19 protein-coding genes and 1 other annotated feature are annotated in these 21,457 nt (G+C 47.5%); of the genes, 16 read left to right on the top strand and 3 right to left on the bottom strand.

The genetic code is table 11. The features are described from left to right. Positions 1-3: 3 nt before the first annotated feature. The 3 genes from L5M17_RS07290 to rnm all read right to left on the bottom strand — a co-directional run bounded on the left by L5M17_RS07290 (position 4) and on the right by rnm (position 2,429). A complete protein-coding gene (locus tag L5M17_RS07290; protein WP_105252121.1) occupies positions 4-792 on the bottom strand; it encodes a segregation and condensation protein A in 789 nt (262 codons plus the stop codon). Positions 793-951: 159 nt separating this feature from the next. Beyond that, on the bottom strand, positions 952-1,572 hold the full coding sequence (locus L5M17_RS07285; protein WP_028760994.1) for an L-threonylcarbamoyladenylate synthase: 621 nt from the start codon (positions 1,570-1,572) through the stop codon (positions 952-954). Continuing rightward, complete coding sequence (rnm, locus tag L5M17_RS07280; RefSeq protein ID WP_105253095.1) at positions 1,569-2,429, bottom strand: RNase RNM; 861 nt, start codon at positions 2,427-2,429, stop codon at positions 1,569-1,571. The genes L5M17_RS07285 and rnm overlap by 4 nt, the downstream gene beginning before the upstream one ends. A 210-nt stretch (positions 2,430-2,639) precedes the next feature. Then, positions 2,640-2,747 (top strand) — a sequence feature (Trp leader region). 98 nt (positions 2,748-2,845) lie between these two features. On the opposite strand from rnm, the gene L5M17_RS07275 reads away from it, so the two are divergent. From L5M17_RS07275 to xthA, 16 genes are all read left to right on the top strand, one after another. Then, a complete protein-coding gene (locus L5M17_RS07275) occupies positions 2,846-4,519 on the top strand; it encodes an anthranilate synthase component 1 (protein ID WP_263146323.1) in 1,674 nt (557 codons plus the stop codon). Between the two features lie 9 nt (positions 4,520-4,528). Next, a complete protein-coding gene (locus L5M17_RS07270) occupies positions 4,529-5,131 on the top strand; it encodes an aminodeoxychorismate/anthranilate synthase component II (RefSeq protein WP_263146320.1) in 603 nt (200 codons plus the stop codon). Then, complete coding sequence (trpD, locus tag L5M17_RS07265; RefSeq protein WP_263146317.1) at positions 5,128-6,174, top strand: anthranilate phosphoribosyltransferase; 1,047 nt, start codon at positions 5,128-5,130, stop codon at positions 6,172-6,174. Before L5M17_RS07270 ends, trpD begins: the two co-directional genes overlap by 4 nt. 6 nt (positions 6,175-6,180) lie before the next feature. Beyond that, the gene (gene trpCF, locus L5M17_RS07260; protein ID WP_263146314.1) at positions 6,181-7,659 is read left to right on the top strand and encodes a bifunctional indole-3-glycerol-phosphate synthase TrpC/phosphoribosylanthranilate isomerase TrpF; all 1,479 of its coding nucleotides are present in this window, start codon (positions 6,181-6,183) and stop codon (positions 7,657-7,659) included. A gap of 195 nt (positions 7,660-7,854) precedes the next feature. Beyond that, the gene (trpB, locus tag L5M17_RS07255) at positions 7,855-9,045 is read left to right on the top strand and encodes a tryptophan synthase subunit beta (RefSeq protein ID WP_063884781.1); all 1,191 of its coding nucleotides are present in this window, start codon (positions 7,855-7,857) and stop codon (positions 9,043-9,045) included. A 5-nt stretch (positions 9,046-9,050) separates the two neighbouring features. Further along, positions 9,051-9,872: a tryptophan synthase subunit alpha gene (gene trpA / locus L5M17_RS07250; RefSeq protein WP_168824199.1), complete on the top strand. Its 822-nt coding sequence runs from the start codon at positions 9,051-9,053 to the stop codon at positions 9,870-9,872. Between the two features lie 246 nt (positions 9,873-10,118). Further along, positions 10,119-10,550 (top strand): glycerate kinase, encoded by a 432-nt coding sequence (locus tag L5M17_RS07245; protein ID WP_263146308.1) that lies wholly within the window; start codon positions 10,119-10,121, stop codon positions 10,548-10,550. Positions 10,551-10,621: 71 nt separating this feature from the next. Next, complete coding sequence (locus L5M17_RS07240; protein WP_028761002.1) at positions 10,622-10,906, top strand: DUF2798 domain-containing protein; 285 nt, start codon at positions 10,622-10,624, stop codon at positions 10,904-10,906. Positions 10,907-11,640: 734 nt separating this feature from the next. Further along, positions 11,641-13,155: a lysine N(6)-hydroxylase/L-ornithine N(5)-oxygenase family protein gene (locus L5M17_RS07235; RefSeq protein ID WP_263146306.1), complete on the top strand. Its 1,515-nt coding sequence runs from the start codon at positions 11,641-11,643 to the stop codon at positions 13,153-13,155. A 2-nt stretch (positions 13,156-13,157) separates the two neighbouring features. After that, positions 13,158-13,883 carry a GNAT family N-acetyltransferase gene (locus tag L5M17_RS07230; protein ID WP_263146304.1) on the top strand — a complete coding sequence of 242 codons (726 nt, stop codon included), beginning with the start codon at positions 13,158-13,160 and terminating at the stop codon, positions 13,881-13,883. A 9-nt stretch (positions 13,884-13,892) separates the two neighbouring features. Next, positions 13,893-15,821 (top strand): IucA/IucC family protein, encoded by a 1,929-nt coding sequence (locus L5M17_RS07225; protein ID WP_263146302.1) that lies wholly within the window; start codon positions 13,893-13,895, stop codon positions 15,819-15,821. A 96-nt stretch (positions 15,822-15,917) separates the two neighbouring features. Then, the gene (locus L5M17_RS07220) at positions 15,918-18,122 is read left to right on the top strand and encodes a TonB-dependent siderophore receptor (protein WP_263146300.1); all 2,205 of its coding nucleotides are present in this window, start codon (positions 15,918-15,920) and stop codon (positions 18,120-18,122) included. Positions 18,123-18,245: 123 nt separating this feature from the next. Further along, entirely contained in the window at positions 18,246-19,334 is a 1,089-nt protein-coding gene (gene fhuF, locus L5M17_RS07215) for a siderophore-iron reductase FhuF (protein ID WP_263146298.1), read from the top strand. Between the two features lie 113 nt (positions 19,335-19,447). After that, complete coding sequence (locus L5M17_RS07210) at positions 19,448-19,993, top strand: septation protein A (RefSeq protein ID WP_028761007.1); 546 nt, start codon at positions 19,448-19,450, stop codon at positions 19,991-19,993. Further along, a complete protein-coding gene (locus tag L5M17_RS07205; RefSeq protein WP_028761008.1) occupies positions 19,993-20,292 on the top strand; it encodes a YciI family protein in 300 nt (99 codons plus the stop codon). Before L5M17_RS07210 ends, L5M17_RS07205 begins: the two co-directional genes overlap by 1 nt. Next, a complete protein-coding gene (xthA, locus tag L5M17_RS07200) occupies positions 20,292-21,104 on the top strand; it encodes an exodeoxyribonuclease III (RefSeq protein ID WP_028761009.1) in 813 nt (270 codons plus the stop codon). Before L5M17_RS07205 ends, xthA begins: the two co-directional genes overlap by 1 nt. Positions 21,105-21,457: the final 353 nt, after the last annotated feature.

Below are 21,457 nucleotides of genomic sequence, written 5' to 3'. Positions count from 1 at the left end.
CAATTAATAGGCCTTAACGTAAATAGTTGAAAACGGCTCTGTTTGGTACAATTCGACCAATAATTCTTTGACTAATTCCATCAAAGCTAAGAAGGTGACTACCACGCCGGCACGGCCTTCTTCTAGGGTAAATAAACGTTCAAATGCCGTAAAATCTTCCGAGTTCAGCATGGCTAAAATCTGGCTCATGCGCTCACGGGTCGATAACTGTTCACGCTTAACGTGATGATCTTCATAGGCATCGATACGTTTGAGTACATCACCAAAGGCGCGGGCAATTTCAAACAACGAAACTTCTGGCGGGATCATTAACGGCTTAATGTCGGGTGCTGCCACTGCTTTGGCTTGAAATACATCCCGCTCGAGCCGCGGTAAATCATCGAGTTTTTGCGACGCTTCTTTAATCACTTCATAGGCTTTAAGCTGCCGAATAAGCTGTGCCCGTGGATCTTCCTCAACCTCATCTTCGGCCACCATACGCGGCAGCAGCAAACGGGATTTAATCTCGGCAAGCGTTGCCGCCATCACTAAATAATCAGCGGCAAGTTCGATTCGAGCCTGAGTCAGCAACGTAATATATTCTAAATACTGCGCGGTGATTTGCTGAATGGGTAAATCGACAACGTCTAATTTTTGCTTACGGATCAAATATAAAAGTAAATCCAATGGCCCTTCAAAGGACTCGAGGAACACTTCCAATGCCTCAGGCGGAATAAACAAATCCAGCGGCATTTCGGTCATTGCCTGACCACGAATAACGGCTAAGGGTAAACTTTGTTGCGTGCCCTGCATCCGCTATCTTGCTCCGTTAACACTGCGCTATCCAACCTAGGCTAACGCCAAACGCGCGATTATACCTGTAAATCTACGGCGATAAAACTGCCAAATGTTGACTACCACTATCCGAATCACTTACCCGCATCCATTAGCGATAAATCTAATGCGGCAAATTTAGAGGAACGGCGTGATATCACCCGCGCCTTCACGTAAAATCTCGGCGCCATCTTCAGACATATCAATCACAGTCGTTGGCTTTTCGCCTAAATAACCACCGTGGATAATCACATCCACTTGATGCTCGAGCAAATCACGAATTTGTTCAGGATCAGACTCGGCAAATTCTGCATTCGGCATCACTAAACTGGTCGACATCAGCGGCGCATCTAAGGCTTCAAGTAACGCCAGTGCGATCACATTGTCGGGCACACGAATACCTATGGTCTTTTTCTTGTCATTTTGTAAGCGACGCGGTACTTCTTTAGTCGCTTTGAAAATGAACGTATAAGGCCCAGGCGTGCAGCTTTTTAGGATGCGATACGCCTGATTATCCACTTTAGCGTAGGTCGCAAGCTCGGATAAATCACGGCACATCAAGGAAAAGTTATGATCGTTCTCAATTTGACGAATTCTCGCCATCCGCGTCATCGCGTCTTTCTCACCAATCAGGCAGCCTAAGGCATAGCCCGAATCGGTGGGATAAACAATTACACCGCCGCTTTTCAATACGGCAACCGCCTGACTTATAAGCCGCGTTTGCGGATTTACTTCATGTACATAAAAAAACTGACTCATGGTCGTTCCATCCAAGATTCCGATTGCCAGACCCAATCAATACCTTGGGGCTGATACAGATTTTTACCTAATTCTATCCAATTGCTCGGAAAGTGAAAATCACTCCCTATCGATGCAAGCAACTGGTTTTGGACACTCAGCGCCACAAGATTGGCCCTGTCGTCTAATGTTTGCTGGCCAAGCACCACTTCCATGGCATCTCCACCCGCTTCTTTAAATTCACGCACTAAGCGCTTAAGCCACTTAGCCGATAACTTATAACCACTGGGATGCGCCAACACGGCTAATCCACCTGCGTTATGGATGATATCAATGGCACTGGCCATATCACCCCAATTATTAGGCACATAACCGGTTTTACCGCGGGCAAGGTAGCGTTTAAAGACGCTGGGCATATCCACAGCATGACCATTTTCAGCCATCCAGCGAGCGTAATGTCCACGGCTCAATGCCGCATCACCCGCCAACGCCTTAGCACCTTCGTAGGCACCTTCAATGCCAGCTTTAGCTAATCTATGACCAATTTCTTGAGCACGTAATTCACGTAATTCACGCTGGTTTTCTAAAAATGCTAATAACGCTGGATTATCAGCATCGAAGTTAAGCGCCACTATGTGGATATCGTAACTGTTCCAGCGAGTAGAGATTTCCACGCCAGAAATCAATTTCAATGGAGTAGCTTGTGCCTGATTAAAGGCACGGGCTTCAGGTAAACCAGCCACTGTGTCGTGATCGGTAATGGCAAATAACTGCACCCCCTTTTCAAGGGCTCTTGCCACCAATTCAGACGGCGTTAACTGACCATCGGACGCGGTCGTGTGGCTATGTAGATCAGCCAATATGCTTTGAGTATTCATGGCGCTATTGTACGCGAACTTGTTAACAAATGCGCTGCTATCTCGTATTTTGTGGCTGAGTAACATCAATTTTATGCATCATTGCAGCGAATAAATCGCAGGAAGTGAAAAATATTCAATTGACATTCAGCTCCAGCTAAGGTTTTCTATACACCAATTACTGAATTAGCGAGACCCTTTTGAATGACACACATTAACGCTTCATTAAACATCATTTGGTGGTGGCACTTCCCAACGTAGCGGGTGGTGTGAAGCTCTGTGCTCATTTGAAAGTGACCAGAATCAACAAGAAGCCCGCAGAAATGCGGGCTTTTTTGTTAGGTGCGAAAAATGTCGGCAGACTCGGGTAAAAAAATTAAGAAAGCGAGATAACTCATGATGTTAAAGACATTTTATAAGGTAGCTGGAATATGAACATGCCCAAACAGACATTCGCACGCTCAAGCACACTCAAGGCGGCATTAACCTACCACAGCGATCCACTACGCTTATATCAGCACATCACCCAAGATGCGCCCCATACTATGTTGCTCGAATCGGCCGAAATCGACAGTAAAGATCACTTAAAAAGCATGGTAATGACCCATGCCGCCATGATGATCCGCTGTGACGGTTATCAGCTGACCTTCACCGCACTGACCGACAATGGCGCGAGCTTACTTGCTCCCATCGCGCTCTTTTTCAGTACTGCTGTCAATGTGGCCGGAGATAACTTGACCTTAGTGGTGACGCTGCAAAAAGACACTCAGCTGCAGGATGAAGATGCGCGCTTAAAATCGACCTCGCCACTCGATGGTCTGCGGATGTTTATCCAGCAGATTGATTGTGGCGCCCATACTGACAGCCAGACTAAACCCGCCTTTGAGGATCTGTTTTTAGGTGGCGTGCTGGCATACGACTTGATTGATACCGTCGAACCGCTGCCAGCCGTACCGAACCGCGATAACGATTGCCCTGATTACTTATTTTACCTCGCTGAAACCTTAATCCTTATTGACCATAAACTGAAACAAGCTGACATCATTACCCATAATTTTAGTGGCGATTCCGACCAGTATGCCGCCATTACCGCAGCGCTAAGCGAGCGAGTTCAGCAGTTAAGCACACAATGTAAAACTCTGGGTAATTCACCTGCCGATATACCGACACTGGTCGCCATCGACGCAACTGAGCAAGTCAATATTTCCGATGAGGTGTTTAAACAAACCATTATCGATTTGAAAGAACACATTATTGCGGGCGATATTTTCCAAGTGGTGCCATCCCGTAGCTTTAGTTTGCCTTGCCCGAATACTTTAGGGGCTTATCGTGCCCTGCGTCTGACTAACCCAAGCCCTTACATGTTTTATTTCAGAAGCCAAGATTTCACGCTTTTTGGTGCCTCACCAGAAAGTGCGCTCAAATTTGATGCCAGCAGTAATCAGGTGGAAGTCTACCCGATTGCAGGCACCCGCAAACGCGGTAAAACCGCCACGGGCGAGATTGATTTTGACTTAGACAGCCGTATTGAACTTGAACTGCGCTTAGATAAAAAAGAACTGTCGGAACACTTAATGCTGGTCGATTTAGCGCGCAACGATATCGCACGCATCAGCCAAAGCGGCAGCCGCAAAGTCGCCGAATTATTAAAAGTTGACCGTTATTCCCACGTGATGCACCTCGTCAGCCGCGTAACGGGTCAACTGCGCCAAGATTTAGATGCACTGCATGCTTATCAGGCCTGTATGAATATGGGCACATTAGTGGGCGCACCAAAAGTACGTGCATCACAACTGGTACGCCAAGCAGAAAAAGCCCGTCGCGGCAGCTATGGCGGCGCTGTGGGTTACCTCAATGCCCTTGGAGACATGGACACTTGCATCGTGATCCGCTCCGCCTTTGTTAAAAATGGTACCGCCTTTATTCAAGCGGGCGCTGGCGTGGTATTTGATTCTGATCCACAAAGCGAGGCAGATGAAACCCGTCAAAAAGCCCAAGCCGTGATTTCGGCCATCAAAATGGGCGCTGGACTGCTAGTAACTGAATCACCAGTGAATGAATCGTCAACTCAATCCACTTCAGCACAATTCTCTTCAGTGCAATATAAATAGGAGCCAAACATGAAACTCTATCTACTCGATAATTTTGACTCCTTTACCTATAACCTAGTGGATCAATTTCGCAGCCTTGGCTGTGAAGTGGTGATTTACCGCAACGATGTTACCGCCGATTATATCGCTGAAAAACTGCTTAACGAACAAGAGCCTGCAGCCCTCGTGTTATCACCTGGTCCTGGTGCCCCCCATGAGGCAGGTTCTATGATGGCACTTATCGCCAAAGTTGCGGGTAAGGTGCCAATGCTGGGGATCTGCCTTGGGCATCAAGCCATGGTGGAATATTACGGCGGCACAGTGGCGCGCGCGCCTTTTGTGGTACACGGCAAGGCAAGCCCCACTTTCCATGACGGTACTGGCGTATTTGCCGGTTTGCCCTCTCCCCTGCCCGTTGCCCGCTATCACAGTCTCGTTGCCACTCAAGTACCGGATTGCTTGCAAGTGATTGCAACCACAGACGCTATGCCGATGGCAATTTTGCACCCGCAGCATAGAGCCGTTGGGTTTCAGTTCCACCCAGAATCGATTCTGACGACGTTGGGCAGCACACTGCTCATTCAAACCTTGGCATTTCTGACCCAAGACATGACAGCAGGAGTAAATGCATGAGTACAAAAAATATTCAGCTTTTACTCGACGTTTTATACCAAGGTAAGAGTTTAAGTCGCGAGCAAACCTTTGAGATTTTTAGCGCGTTAATTCGCGGTGAAATGAGTGAAGCCACTATGGCAGGCATGTTAGTCGCGCTCAAGATGCGCGGCGAAACCATTGATGAAATCAGCGGCGCCGCCGATGCGATGCGCGCCGCCGCCAAGACGTTTCCCTACTCGAATGGCGATAACCTTAGCAATGGCATCGTTGACATAGTTGGCACCGGTGGCGATGGCTTTAATACCATTAATATTTCCACCACTGCGGCCTTTGTTGCCGCGGCGGCGGGCGCCAAGGTCGCCAAACACGGCAATCGTAGCGTGTCGAGTAAATCGGGTTCATCGGATCTTTTGGCGCAGTTTGGTATCGACTTAACGATGTCACCAGACACCGCCAGTCGTTGCCTCGACGCATTGAACCTGTGCTTTTTATTTGCGCCCCACTACCACGGCGGAGTAAAGCATGCGGGGCCGGTCAGGCAAGCACTGAAAACGCGCACTTTATTCAATGTGTTAGGGCCACTTATCAATCCTGCCCGCCCCGAATTTATGTTACTTGGCGTGTATAGCCCTGAGTTAGTCTTACCGATAGCGAAAGTATTAAAGGCGCTTGGCACAAAACGCGCTATGGTAGTGCACGGCAGTGGTTTAGATGAAGTCGCGCTGCACGGCAACACCCAAGTGGCCGAATTAAAAGACGGCGACATCATAGAGTATCAACTCACGCCCGCCGATTTAGGTGTGCCTTTAGCACAAATCAGTGACTTAGAAGGCGGCGAACCCGCGCAGAATGCCTTGATCACCGAGGCAATTTTAAAAGGTTACGGCACAGATGCGCATGCCAATGCGGTCGCCATCAATGCCGGTTGTGCTTTATATGTGTGTGGAATTGCTGATTCAGTGAAAACGGGAACCTTACTTGCGCTCAGTACCATACAAAGCGGTAAAGCCTTTGAATTGTTAAGCCAATTAGCTAAAGTCAGCAGTGAAACAAAGGAATAAGTGGCAATGACTCAAGAACTGATAACAAATAGCCAAGATATGAGAACTCAGCCACAGGCAGAAACAAACCCTATGCCAAAAAGTAATGTGTTAACCCGTATAGTCGATACCAAAGCGGCCCATATTGCCGCCCTGAAGCTGCGTTTCCCCGAGGCAAGCTTGTCGCCAAAAATCTCTGACCGCAGTTTATTTGCCGCACTCAAGGCGCCCAAAGCAGGTTACATTTTAGAATGTAAAAAAGCCAGCCCGTCCAAAGGGCTTATCCGCGATGTGTTTGATGTAGAAGCCATTGCCGATATTTACGGAAAATATGCGGCGGGCATTTCGGTATTAACCGACGAGCAGTTTTTCCAAGGGGATATGGACTATATCCCTAAGGTACGCGCTCGGGTGAACCAACCTATTCTGTGCAAAGATTTTTTTGTCGATGAATACCAAATTAAACTCGCCGCCCACCAAGGCGCCGATGCCATTCTGTTGATGCTATCCGTACTCGATGATGCGCAATATCACCGCCTAGCGAAAGAAGCCGCTCAGTATCAACTCGATGTGCTGACCGAAGTCAGTAACGAAGAAGAGCTTAAACGCGCCATCGCATTAGATGTGCCGATCATTGGCATTAATAACCGTAACTTAAGGGATTTGAGTACCGATCTCGCCACCACAGAAGCCTTAGCGCCACACATTAGCAGCGACCGCGTGGTTGTCAGCGAATCTGGCATCTACAACAATGAGCAAGTACGCCGCCTGAGTCCACTGGTCGATGGTTTCCTCGTCGGTAGTTCGATAATGGCCGAGGCTGATATCGACTTAGCCTGCCGTAAATTGATCTTCGGTCACAATAAAGTCTGCGGCCTCACCCGCATGGAAGATATTCGCGCCGCGGCAACGTCAGGCGCCGTCTATGCCGGGCTGATTTTTGCTGAAAAATCCCCGCGCGCGTTAACCCTTAACGCCGCTGAACAATTGCTCAGGGAATATCGCGCATCCGCGGCTCCCGCCATTGAATTCGTCGGTGTGTTTGTTAACGCAGCGCCAAGCACCATTACGGATACCGCAGCCAGTTTGCAGTTATCTGCCGTGCAGCTGCATGGCACGGAAACTGAACTTGAAATCGCAGAGCTCACTAAGCGACTTGAGCAAGCGGGACTCACCACTCAAATTTGGAAAGCCGTCAGCGTCGATGCGCAAACGGGTGAGCTTGGTAACTTACCTCAGGGAGCATCGCGATATCTGTTTGATAGTAAAACGGCAAACCAATTTGGCGGCTCGGGCCAAGCCTTTAATTGGCAAAATATTGATGTGAAGTCCTTAGGCCAGCAAAAGGCCCATGCCATGTTGGCGGGTGGACTCAACGCCGAGAATGCGGCCAGTGCCAATGCCCAAGGATTTTACGGTTTAGATTTTAATTCTGGCCTAGAAACCGCCGCAGGAATTAAATCGGCGCAACTGATCCAAACGGCTTTTGCCCATTTACGTCTCTAGCCTATCGCGCTAAGCAAGAAGCCCTAGATGCTGTTGGTGCTCGACAAGAGTGATGCTCAACAAACAATATGAACCTATTAATGCCAGTGGCCAAATAGATAACGGCTCAGTTAACACTATGATGCGGTTAACCCCAAGACGCTATTAGCACCATCAAGCCACTGACAAACTGATTGATAAGATAAGGAAAAAGGTATGTCAAAGTTAAAGCTTAACCCTTATTTCGGCGAATACGGCGGCATGTATGTGCCACAGATTTTAGTGCCAGCCCTTAAGCAATTAGAAACTGCCTTTGTGGAAGCGCAGGAAGATGACGACTTTAAAGCCGAATTTACCGATTTACTGAAAAACTACGCGGGTCGCCCAACAGCACTCACCTTAACCCGCAATTTAAGCCCAAATCCTATGGTGAAAATCTACCTTAAACGGGAAGATTTACTCCACGGCGGCGCCCATAAAACCAACCAAGTGTTAGGCCAAGCCCTGCTTGCTAAGCGCATGGGTAAAAAAGAAATTATTGCTGAAACCGGCGCAGGACAACACGGCGTTGCCACCGCCCTTGCCTGCGCGCTGTTAGGCTTAAAATGTAAAGTCTATATGGGTGCCAAAGACGTTGCGCGCCAATCACCTAACGTATTTAGAATGCGTTTGATGGGTGCGGAAGTGATCCCTGTCACCTCAGGTTCTGCCACCTTAAAAGATGCCTGTAACGAGGCGATGCGCGACTGGTCTGGCAGCTACGAAAAGGCCCACTATCTCCTAGGCACCGCTGCGGGGCCACATCCGTTCCCAACCATAGTGCGTGAATTCCAACGCATTATTGGCGAAGAAACCAAAAAACAAATGCTGGAACGTGAAGGTCGCCTGCCCGATGCGGTTATCGCCTGTGTGGGCGGCGGTTCCAACGCTATCGGCATGTTTGCTGACTTTATCGACGAACCAAGTGTCGAACTGATTGGCGTCGAACCTGCGGGTAAAGGCATAGACACGCCAATGCACGGCGCGCCGCTTAAACACGGTAAGACTGGTATTTTCTTCGGCATGAAAGCGCCTTTGATGCAAGATAGCGAAGGTCAAATCGAAGAGTCCTACTCGATTTCAGCAGGATTGGACTTCCCCTCCGTTGGCCCGCAGCACGCGCATCTTAATGCCACAGGCCGCGCCCGTTATGAATCGGCTACCGACGATGAAGCCTTGGAAGCCTTCCAACAACTGGCTCGCTGTGAAGGGATTATCCCCGCATTAGAATCAGCGCATGCTATCGCCTATGCCGTCAAAATGGCGCGCGAGTGCACCAAAGAAACCATTTTAGTGGTCAATCTTTCCGGTCGTGGCGACAAAGATATTTTCACCGTTTCTGACATTTTGAATGGTAAAGAGGAATAATAAACATGAGTGACACGTCTACCAACACTGGCCGTTACCAAGCCACCTTTGCCAAACTCAAAACTGAAGGCCGTGGCGCTTTTGTCCCCTTCGTCACCCTTGGCGATCCTAGCCCTGAGTTATCGCTAAAAATTATCGATACCTTAGTGCAAAACGGTGCCGATGCCTTAGAACTGGGCTTTCCGTTTTCCGATCCCTTGGCCGATGGCCCTGTGATCCAAGGCGCTAACCTGCGTTCTTTAGCCGCTGGCACGACTCCAACGGCGTGTTTTGAATTACTGGCGCAAGTACGTGCAAAATACCCAGAACTACCAATCGGTTTGCTGCTGTATGCGAACTTGGTGTTTGCTAACGGCATAGATGCGTTTTACGCCAAAGCGCAGCAAGCGGGTGTGGATTCAGTACTTATCGCCGATGTGCCAGTGGAAGAATCTGCGCCCTTTAGCGAAGCCGCTAAAGCCCATGGTATTGCGCCGATTTTTATCGCGCCACCCAATGCTGACAGTGAAACCCTGGAGCAAGTGAGTAAAAGTGGTGAAGGTTACACCTATCTCTTATCCCGCGCGGGAGTCACAGGCACAGACACGAAAGCTGGCGTGCCGGTAGAGGAAATTTTATCTAAATTAAAAGCCTTTAACGCCCCGCCACCGCTCCTCGGTTTTGGTATTGCCGAGCCTTCACAGGTAAGCGCCGCCATCAAAGCGGGCGCTGCGGGGGCGATTTCTGGCTCTGCCGTAGTAAAAATCATCGAAACCCACCAGCACGATGAAGTTAAGCTACTTGCAACGCTTGGGGAATTTACTCGCGCAATGAAGGCTGCAACCTAAGCGAGTCTTGATTTAAATAATCCAATATAAATCAAAAGTTCAATTACAAATAAAATAAGTGAGGTAGACTCGTCGCCTCGCTTATTTTGTTTGTATTTACCAAGCTCTATGTTTACTCAGCCTTTATCTCCCTCAAACACAATCTATCAAGGCAATACTGACACTCACGCAGTACTACACTGACAGCGTATTTATTTAGTCACAGTTCCTCGATAGAATGCCCTATCGAAGAAAAACGGACTTTTTATGCAGTATCGGATCTATATTCTCGAATTAACGCCTTGGGGCTGTGGTTTTGAAGGTGAAGTTGCAGGTAAATGCGATAATGGTGCACCAATTTGGTTTTACTACCAAGGTAGCGATCAGCAGGCCGAAATTCGCTTTCCGGTTAACCAATGGGTCACAGTTGAATTGCTTGGCCGATTAGCAAGTGCAAGTCTTCAAGCTGATATGATTAAACAAACTCCACACCAGCATCTAAAATTCCCGTTGCATAACTGTCACTTTGAAGCTTCGGGACAAATCATCGACATCAGCCAAACACTCGAAGATACAATTTACCTGTTGCAATCAAATCTACCGCTCCCCTTTGATAATGAACTGGGAAAATCCCCTATCTCGCTAGGCCATTGGGTTAATGTAACAGGCGAGCTTTGGGTAACAAATTGGATGAATTGAGTCGATAAAAAAAGGTATAGTGCTAGCCTGTAACAAATCATTCGCCTGATACATATCCATTAGAGGATCCGATGACCATTTCTAAATCTTTACCCGATAACAAACCTCGTACTTTTTTGGGAACACCCAAATTACCGGCCAAGTATGCCACTGTGGTGATGCCATTTTTTCTCTCTATTCTCATGAGTTGTATCGTTTCTGGGATTAGCACTTTCAATGGCGTTGGCGCTTCACCGCAATTTCTCGAACTCTGGCTCGGCGCTTGGCTGATCTCATGGGTTGTCGCCTTTCCGACACTGCTGATGGTGTTACCTTTGGTGCGTAAAATCACAGCTCATTTTGTCGATTTACGCTAGTTTTACGACTTAATCTTCCGATTTAACTATTTTATTTCAAAGCCGTTTTAGGACGGCTTTATCTTGAACTCCTTCTCTGTATGCGTACAGCGACTAAAAATTACATCGATAATTGCTCGATCTGTTACCCTGCCCATATTTACTTAAACTAAAACAGTACGACCTACATCATACCAATCGTATTAAATCAAAGCGCTCATTGAGCCCCCTGTCCACGCTTTACAATGGATTTACACTGACCGTTTAGCGGCACCTATGTTTATTGTATAAGGATGACATGGCTCCCACCTAAATCAATTTTTCTCTGTTCTCGAACCAACTCAAGCATTAATGTAACCCACTGTATTTATATATTTTATAAAAATAGAGCTCGTAAAACCCTAAATGATACATCCCCAAAACGCTGCCTAATTATCACTCCTTTGTCATTTACTTATTTGTACCATTAACCGTATCCGCCCCCCTTATTCATCAGTTAAAAGTATTAACCCACAGCCCCACCCAAATGAGAATGGTTTGCATTTGAATATTTTCACATGCTAATTTACCTACCGTTGTCGGGACAGAGACAGCAGGAAATGGCCTAAGGACTGAGCTAAAAATAGCGAGTTGAACAACGCAAGATAAATAGCCAAACAGTCTATTTTGATAACCGCATTCACTTTGGTTTGCGTCCTTAGGTAACTGATTACTGGATCGGCAACGCGCAGCAGCATGTTGCCAAGGAGGCGTAAGTGAGTACACAGCAAAGGGAAATGGATCGCGAAATCTTTGATCTACTTGGCATAGGCATTGGCCCATTCAATCTTGGCCTCGCCGCCTTATCAGAACCTATTGACGGCTTTAACTGCTTATTTTTAGATGCTAAAACCAGTTTTGACTGGCATCCAGGCATGCTACTCAAATCCTCAAGATTGCAAACACCCTTTATGTCGGATCTGGTGACTATGGCCGATCCCACCAGCCGCTACAGCTACCTTAATTTTGCCAAGCAAACGGGCAGACTTTATCCCTTTTATATTCGTGAGAATTTCTTTTTACCCCGCCACGAATACAACTTGTATTGCCAATGGGTGAGCCAACAACTCAGCAACCTTAAATTTGGTTTTAAGGTCACTCAAGTGGATTACAACGCAGGTGAAAGTATTTATCGAGTTACAGGTTTTGATAGGCGCAGTGGTAAAACCCATTCCTATCAATGCCGAAAGCTAGTGCTAGGCACTGGCACTGAACCTTATCTACCAAAGGATTGCCCAATCCAAGATGCACGGGTCATGCATACCGCCAGTTATATGCAGCAAAAAACCTACCTGCAGAGTCAGAGTGCCATCACAGTAATTGGTAGTGGCCAGAGTGCGGCGGAAGTGTTTTACGATCTACTGCAAGATATTGATACCTATGGTTATCAACTCAATTGGATGACACGATCAGCGCGTTTTTATCCCTTGGAATATACCAAGCTTACTTTAGAGATGACCTCGCCAGATTATGTCGATTACTTCCACGAGTTGACCCCTAATCAAAGATGCTCACTGATCGCCAGCCAGAAACAGCTCTACAAAGGGATAAATTCTGAGCTGATAAACGACATTTACGATTTGTTATATCAAAAACGCCTATTGGCCGATTTTCAATGCCGACTGATGACAAATGCGGCGCTGACTCATATCGAGCCCCAAGCCAATATGCTCAAGTTGCATTTCCACCACAATGAAAAAAATCACACCTTTGAGCAAGAAACGGGCGCCGTTATTTTAGGCACAGGTTACCACTATCGTTTACCCGAGTTTATCAGTGGTATTAAGCAACAAGTCGAATTCGATGACGCCGGACAACTTAGCGTGCAGCGTGATTACAGCATAGATATTCGAGGGGATATTTTTGTCCAGAATGTCGGTTTGCATACCCATGGGATAAGCTCTCCAGATCTGGGTATGGGCTGTTATCGCAACGGCACCATCTTAAAAGCTGTGCTCGGTTATGCGCCCTACCACATTGAGGAACATATCGCGTTTCAAACCTTCGATCCGGCCAAACTTGCCAGTCATCAGCCCTGCGGCGCCAATGCAATTAACACGCTGGATCTTAATCCAAGACATTTTCCTAAGGCGCCGCACAGAAAAACTCAAGTTGATGCGCCACAAACTATCCCTCCAACCAAGATTCCAAGTTCTGGCACAAGTTCAACCGTTAGTTCAGGCGCGGGAACCAATATGCCGGTCTTAATGGCGCCGAACCAGGAGGCATAATAATGGCAAGCCAATTTAGTAACCATTGTTTAACGCAACTATCCGCTATTTCGAGCATTAATGGTTTTCAGTTCAGACCGTTAGACCTTACACAAGACATCCCAACACTACAGTCTTGGTTTAACCAAGATTACGCCAAGTTTTGGGGTATGCAGGGCTTGAACCTTGATGCCATAAAAAATCTGTTAGCAACAACAGAGCACAAGTTTGCCTTGATAGGTGAATGGCAGGCCAAAGCGCTATTTATGGTGGAGCTCTACGATCCCGTCCACGATGAAATCGGCCAGCACTATCGTGTTGCGCCGGGTGATTGTGGTATGCATCTGATTATCGCGCCGCCAGATGGCAAACCCGTCAGCGGCTTATCCTTGAAGGTGATGGATGCGATAGCGCAGCTCGTGCTTGAAAAACTAGCCTTTAATCGCCTCGTGGTTGAACCCGATCAACTCAATAACAAAATTCATCGCTTAAATAGCCTGATAGGCATTCGCTATGAAAAAGCGATTAAGTTAAACACTAAAGCTGCTTTCCTCGGATTTTGCACTGCGGCCCAGCGCCTTCGACCATCGAGCACACCCTCTTTGACGAGCCTAGCCCAAACAACCTCTGCCCTGCCAAGCTCAGATCAGTCAACGTCTGCTCTGCCAAACTTAGCAAGCCCAGCCCTAGCAAAGCCAAGCTCGCTCGCGGCATCTGCAATCTCTCCCATGACATTATCGACTCTTTAGGTGAATTAGATGAACTTACCCACAAAAGCCTTATTAATTAACCCATTGCCAACGCAAGATCATCATGATCAAGCAGTACATGCTCAACAAAGCTCGGCGCTGTCGACAACATCGACTTCTATGCCGGAGCATTTGACTCCCGCCTATTGGCAAGCGGCTAATCGTCATTTAGTGAAGAAAATCCTCTGCGAATTCACCCACGAGAAGCTCATTACGCCGACCCTGTACGGGCAAAAAGCGGGGCTCAATCACTATGAACTCAGGCTCAAAGACAGCACTTATTATTTTAGTGCACGACATTATCAGCTAGATCATCTCGCGATTGATGCCGATACCATCCGCGTTTCACTTGCAGGACAAGAGCAAATCCTCGATGCAATGTCGCTGATCATTTCCCTTAAAAATGACTTAGGGATCAGCGAAACCTTACTGCCCACGTATTTAGAGGAAATCACTAGTACCCTCTACAGCAAGGCGTACAAGTTAGCGCATCAGGCGATTCCCGCAGCCACGCTGGCGCGAGCCGATTATCAGAGCATAGAAGCGGGTATGACAGAAGGCCATCCGGTGTTTATTGCCAATAATGGCCGGATTGGTTTTGATATGCAGGATTACCGTCAATTTGCCCCTGAAAGCGCGATGCCGATGCAGTTAGTCTGGCTTGGAGTCCGCAAAAACAAAACCACGTTTGCCGCCCTCGAAAACTTGAGTCACGACGCATTACTAAAGGAAGAGCTTGGCCAGCAGTTCACTGACTTCCAACAACGTCTTAAAACCCAGCAGCATGATCCACAGGACTTCTACTTTATGCCTGTGCACCCTTGGCAGTGGCGTGAAAAAATCGCCCGCGTCTTTGCCGGCGATATAGCCCGTGGCGATCTGGTTTATCTTGGTGAAGGCAATGAGCAATACCAAGTGCAGCAATCGATACGCACTTTCTTCAATCTTGCGTCACCGCAAAAGTGCTACGTCAAAACCGCGCTTTCTATCCTTAATATGGGCTTTATGCGTGGTCTATCGCCCCTTTACATGAGCTGCACACCGCAGATCAATGCGTGGGTTGCAAACTTGGTTGAAAACGATCCTTACTTTGCCCAACAAGGCTTTGTGATCCTCAAAGAAATTGCCGCAATAGGTTATCACCACACCTATTACGAGCAGGCACTCACCCAAGATAGCGCCTACAAAAAAATGCTTTCTGCCCTGTGGCGCGAAAGCCCACTGCCACACATTGAGCCTAAGCAAAATCTGATGACCATGGCTGCGCTACTGCATACTGATCATGAAGATAAGGCCCTTATTGCAGCCTTGATAGCCGCCTCAGGCTTGCCAGCAAAGGACTGGGTCAGTCGCTACTTAAACCTGTATTTATCGCCGCTGTTACATGCCTTTTTCGCCTACGATCTGGTCTTTATGCCCCATGGTGAAAACCTGATCTTAGTGCTCGATGAATATGTGCCAGTCAAGATTTTGATGAAAGACATAGGCGAAGAAGTCGCGGTACTCAATGGCGCGAAGCCGCTACCTGATGATGTAAAACGCCTTGCGGTGAGCCTTGAAGAAGAGATGAAACTTAACTACATCTTACTGGATATTTTTGACTGTATTTTCCGCTATTTAGCACCGCTGCTCGATGAGCAAACCAGTGTCAGTGAAAGCCAATTCTGGGAGTTAGTGGCGGACAATGTACGTGATTACCAAGCCCAGCATCCACATTTGGCCGACAAGTTTGCCCAATACGATCTGTTTAAGGACAGCTTTGTACGCACGTGCCTCAATCGTATCCAATTGAATAATAACCAGCAAATGATAGACCTCGCCGACAGGGAGAAAAACCTGCGTTTCGCCGGCGGCATCGACAATCCCTTGGCGGCCTTTAGACAAAGCCATGCCTTTAAGCGCCCTATGCTTAGCAGCGCTGAGCAAAGGACACGTTAACACACCACAAAGTGGATAACCCCGAAACTTTAGCATGGGCCAATGTTGGCCCAGCTTGTTTAACCCCCAACCTAAACGGAATTAAAGATCAACATTATGAAGACTTTTCCTCTCTCCAGCATCGCACTCGTCTGTCGGCAAGCCCTCGTTAACCCGAAGCTATTGCTGTGCTCAGCCATGTTAGCCACGGTTCCCCATGCCACAGCTGACACTGTCGATGCGGATAGTAAGACTAAAAAGCACCAGAAAGAAATTGAAGTCATCAATGTCATTGGCGCTAAGGACTTACACGACAACCGTTATAAAACCCAAGCGATGAACACGGCAACTGGGCTCGATTTATCCTATCTAGAAACGCCGCAATCGGTCACGTCTATCACCCGCCAAATGATGAATGATCAACAGCTTAATAGCGTGATTGATGCCATGACCAGCGTTGCGGGGATCAATGCCCGCCCAATGGATAACGACAGATACAGTATTAGTGCCCGCGGCATTGCCGTGACCAGCATTTTGTACGATGGCGTGCCAACCACCTACGATACCCGCTTCAACTATGGCGATAATCTGATCGACACCGCCATCTACGAGCGAGTAGAAGTGGTACGCGGCGCAACAGGTTTAATGACAGGTGCAGGTAATCCCTCGGCGGCGATTAACCTTATCCGTAAACGCCCGACTCAAGAGTTTATGGGCAACACCTCGTTAAGTGTGGGCTCATGGAATAATGTGCGCGGTATGGTCGATGTTTCCAGCGGCTTAAATGACTCGGGTTCTGTGCGCGGTCGCTTGGTGGCCGCCTATCAGGATAAAGATTCATTCCAAGACAGGTACGAGCAGCAGCGCACAACGCTATACGGCATAGTCGAAACCGATATTGGCGATAGCACCTTATTCACCCTTGGTGTCGATTACCAAGATGCTACGCCGAGCGGCACTATGTCGGGCGGTTTACCGCTATTTTACAGCGATGGCAGTCGCACTAATTATGATCGTGCCACTTCAACGGCGCCCGATTGGGGCTCGGCGCATACCCAAGGACTCAACACCTTTGCGAGTCTCGAACACAGATTAGATAACGGTTGGAACCTAAAAGGGACTTACACCTACGGCGATAACTCATTGGAGTTCGATGTACTATGGGCCAAGGGATATCCTGATCCTGTAACCAATATCGGCGCCACTGCAGGCTCTATCGCCTATGTCGACGGCAGTCGCACCCAACACAATGTGGATTTGCGCGCCGAAGGACAATACCAACTCTTTGGTCAGGAACATCAATTGATGTTTGGCTGGAATGGCCAACGCCAAGAGTTCGCCAATCCCTACTATTATCCCACTGCGGCAGTACCGCCTTTGGGGGATTTTCGCGATCCGAACTTCCAATATCCAAAACCTCAATGGAAGGAAACCTATACCACGGGTTCATTTGGCGAAACCAAACAGAGTGCAGCCTATGTAGCGACTCAGCTTAATCTCAGCGACGCGTTAGCTGTCCTCGTCGGATTACGCCTCAATGAGTGGGAAACCGACCAAGATAACTTTGGCAGCCGCTACGATTTCAACATCAGCAACGAACTCACCACTTACTTCGGCCTCACCTACGCCCTGACCGAGCAATATTCGCTCTATGCCAGTTATACGGATATTTTTGCACCGCAAACTAAGCAAAAAATCGATAAAAGCTATCTAGATCCGGTCAAAGGGAAAAACTACGAAGGCGGGATTAAGGCGAGCCTGTTCGATGAGGCTTTAGATATGTCGCTGTCGGTGTTTGAGATCAGACAAGACAATGTCGGAGTCAGCACTGGCGATGTGATCCCAGGAACAACAACGCAAGTGTATGAAGGCGTAAACGGTACAAAAACACAGGGATTCGAATTTGAATCAACGGGTAAAATCACTGATGACTGGAATCTTTACTTAGGTTACACCCAGTTCACTAGCGAAGATCCTGAAGGCAAACGTATCAGTACCACGTCACCACGTCAGCAGTTAAAACTCTTCACCACTTATACCTTTGGCGGTGATTGGCATAAATTGCAAATAGGTGCGGGGGTTAACTGGCAGAGCCGCGTCTACCAAACAGTTAATTCGCCACTTGGCAAAGTCGAAGTCGAGCAAGGCTCTTACGCACTAGCGAGTCTAATGGCGAGTTACGCCTTCACAGAGCAGCTTAAGCTCAGCGCAAACCTGCACAACGCCTTAGATAAAAGCTACTACAGCCAAGTCGGTCAATATAGTCAATTCCAATACGGTACGCCGCGAAGTGCCAGCTTAACCTTGGACTATCGCTTCTAAGTCAGATTTATATTGAGATCGTTCGAAAAACCTTGTGAGCCCAAATCTTGGGCTCGCAAGGTAATCATTTACATGGACTTATCGATAACCGCGGCAATCAATCACAGCCATTAAGGAGTCACTATGGCAAGCCAACGGAGAGACACCAGACTGCAACTCTTGCGCGATACATCGCTCAGCCAAGACGGTTTGAATCACACCATTTTGACACTCAATCAGCTGTTACATCAACGGGCACCCTTCTATGGCGAGCACCTTCGCGCAACGCAGTCACCTACAGGGCTCAGTTTTGATGAATGGAGTAACGTCGATACTTATCAAAAAATCATTGCACGTTTTGCCATCGCACACCCTAGCGCAGAAACTCAGAGTGAAACTGAAACTGTAACTGAAGCTGAAACCGAGGCGACTAAAACAGCTGCAAACAGCCGAGCGCACGCTTTCGCCAGTAAAAGCGCCTTAGTCAGTAAAAGCGCTACGGCCAGTAGAAAAGACACTCGCAAAGCGCTGCATTCACTTTGGGGTCAATGGTATTTTGGCCTTTTAGTTCCGCCTGTGATGGAGTGGATTTTTAACGCAAAAAAAGCCGATTTCGAGCCGATTCACTGGCAGCCACAGTCCGTTTTTATGCAGGTACACGCCAGTGGCCGAGTGGCAAAATTTGAATTTAACATCGCAAATCGTCAGCCAAATACCGCTTTGACCTTTAAAAAATACCACGGCATCGAGCCACTTGCCCAAACAAACACTAAGCCAAGTTTCAAGACAGACACTAAGGTACACTCGCCATTAACTTCATATAAGCCGCCAGTTGATAAAGAACTCGCCCTACAAGGCTTTATCTTAAACTTACTGCAACCGAGTGTTGAGCGCCTACTCACTTTGAGCCCCGTGCCCGCTAAATTATATTGGAGTCACTTAGGCTATCTGATCCACTGGTATCTAGGTGAGTTGGGATTATCTCAGCAGCAGAGTCAGCAACTTAAGCAAGCTCTGTTTCGCAGAACGACCTTTTTTGATGGCACCCAAAATCCACTGTATAACAGCATCAATTTGATTGTTGAACCCAAAGAAGGCTGCACAAACCTCCACTGCATTCGCCGTACTTGCTGCCTAAGATATCAACTCGCCAACACTGGCCAATGCCACGATTGCCCACTACGAAGTCGCCCTAACGCTAAGACAAACGCAACCAAACAGGCACAAGTCTAACTTGCCCATTAAACCCATTTAATGGGCAAAATCGCAATCCTAGGCCCATGGTGCTTTTGCCCTTATGTTGCACATGCTACACTCAAGCCCATGTCTCTTTAACATGATTATTTATGAAACAACTGCTTGATTTCCTGCCCCTCGTCATCTTTTTTGCCGTTTATAAATTTTTCGATATTTATATCGCCAGCGGCGCATTGATCGCAGCCACCGCGCTTCAATTGATCGTGACCTATGCGCTATATAAGAAACTTGAAAAGATGCACTTAATCACCTTTGCGATGGTGACAGTGTTTGGCACACTCACTTTAGTGTTTCACGATGATTCTTTTATCAAGTGGAAAGTGACCATTATCTATAGTTTGTTTGCCATCGCCTTAGGTGTCAGTCAATTGCTCAATAAATCGATATTAAAGTCGATGTTAGGCAAAGAAATGCAAGTAGACGACAAAATTTGGGCTCGCGTAACTTGGTATTGGGTGATCTTTTTCGCCGCTTGTGGCCTAGTCAATATTTATGTCGCCTTTAGTTTGCCATTAGAAACTTGGGTCAATTTTAAAGTGTTTGGTTTAACCGCTTTAACCTTAATTAATACTGTCCTGACCGTATTTTATCTTTATAAACACCTTCCCGAAGATCAACGCAAGGAACTCAAATAATGTGGTATATGATTTCAGCTCAAGATTTTGAGAATAGTTTAGAAAAACGTTTAGCCGCACGCCCAGCCCATTTAGCTCGCCTGCAAGCCCTCGCCGATGAAGGTCGTTTACTGATCGCTGGCCCACACCCAGCCATCGACAGCGAAAACCCAGGTGATGCAGGCTTTAGTGGTTCACTGGTTGTCGCAGATTTTGAATCCTTAGTGGCAGCAAAACACTGGGCTGATGCCGATCCCTATATCGAAGCGGGCGTTTACCAAAGTGTTGTGGTTAAACCCTTTAAACGAGTCCTGCCTTAATGAAAATAGTGTCCTTTAACATCAATGGTCTGCGGGCACGCTTGCATCAATTGCAAGCCTTAATCGATAGCCACCAGCCCGACATTATCGGCCTGCAAGAAACCAAAGTGCACGATGAGGCGTTTCCATTAGCCGAAGTCGAAGCCATGGGATATCAAGTGCATTACCACGGCGGTAAAGCTCACTATGGTGTTGCCATGCTGTCTAAAGTCGCACCAGAAAAACTGCAAAAGGGTTTTCCAAGCGATGATGAAGATGCCCAGCGCCGCATGATTATCGGCACATTTACCCAAGCGAATGGTCGTCCATTGACTGTGTTCAACGGCTATTTCCCCCAGGGCGAAAGCATAGACCACCCCACAAAATATCCTGCTAAACGTAAGTTTTATCAGGATTTAATGCACTACTTGCAGACAAATCACAGCAACGATGAAGATATCGCCATCATAGGTGACATCAATATTTCGCCGACCGATTTAGACATAGGCATAGGTGAAGTCAATCGTAAGCGTTGGCTAAAAACCGGCAAATGTAGCTTCCAACCGGAAGAGCGTGAGTGGTTAAAAACCTTACAAGACTGGGGCTTAATCGACACTTTCCGTCAATTACATCCAGAGCGCATCGAACGTTATTCTTGGTTCGATTACCGCAGCAAAGGGTTCGATGACAACCGCGGCCTGCGTATTGATGTGATTTTAGCAACGCCTTCACTGGCAGCACGTTTAGTCGAATCCGACGTCGATTACGATCTGCGCGGCATAGATAAACCCTCAGATCACGCGCCCATCTGGAGCACGTTCAAAGAGGCTTAACCCGCTAACGTTCGATCATCTTAGTAGATATAAAACATCGGCTTAGGTCGATGTTTTTTTATGGGCGAAACATATTTTATCTTTGTCGTTCGATGAATAGTTAATGAGTCAGGTTTGAAACTGAACGTAATTCACTTTTGGACAGATATGTCTTGAAGACGAGTGTTTGGGGACCAATAATTTTAGTTGTGAGGAGTTTAGCGTTTGCAGATATCCACTCACACATGCTTGCCATGGTATTTGCTCGTCGACTCGCAGCCAATCCATCCGTGGATGCTCAACCGCCCCATCTGATGTGAAAGGATTCACAAATGCCGCGATGGCATGAACGCCAAAGAGCGGCTATGGGGCGG

This window comes from Shewanella sp. SW24, assembly GCF_025653395.1.
GTDB lineage: Bacteria > Pseudomonadota > Gammaproteobacteria > Enterobacterales > Shewanellaceae > Shewanella > Shewanella oncorhynchi.
This window is presented reverse-complemented; position numbering and strand designations above follow the sequence as displayed.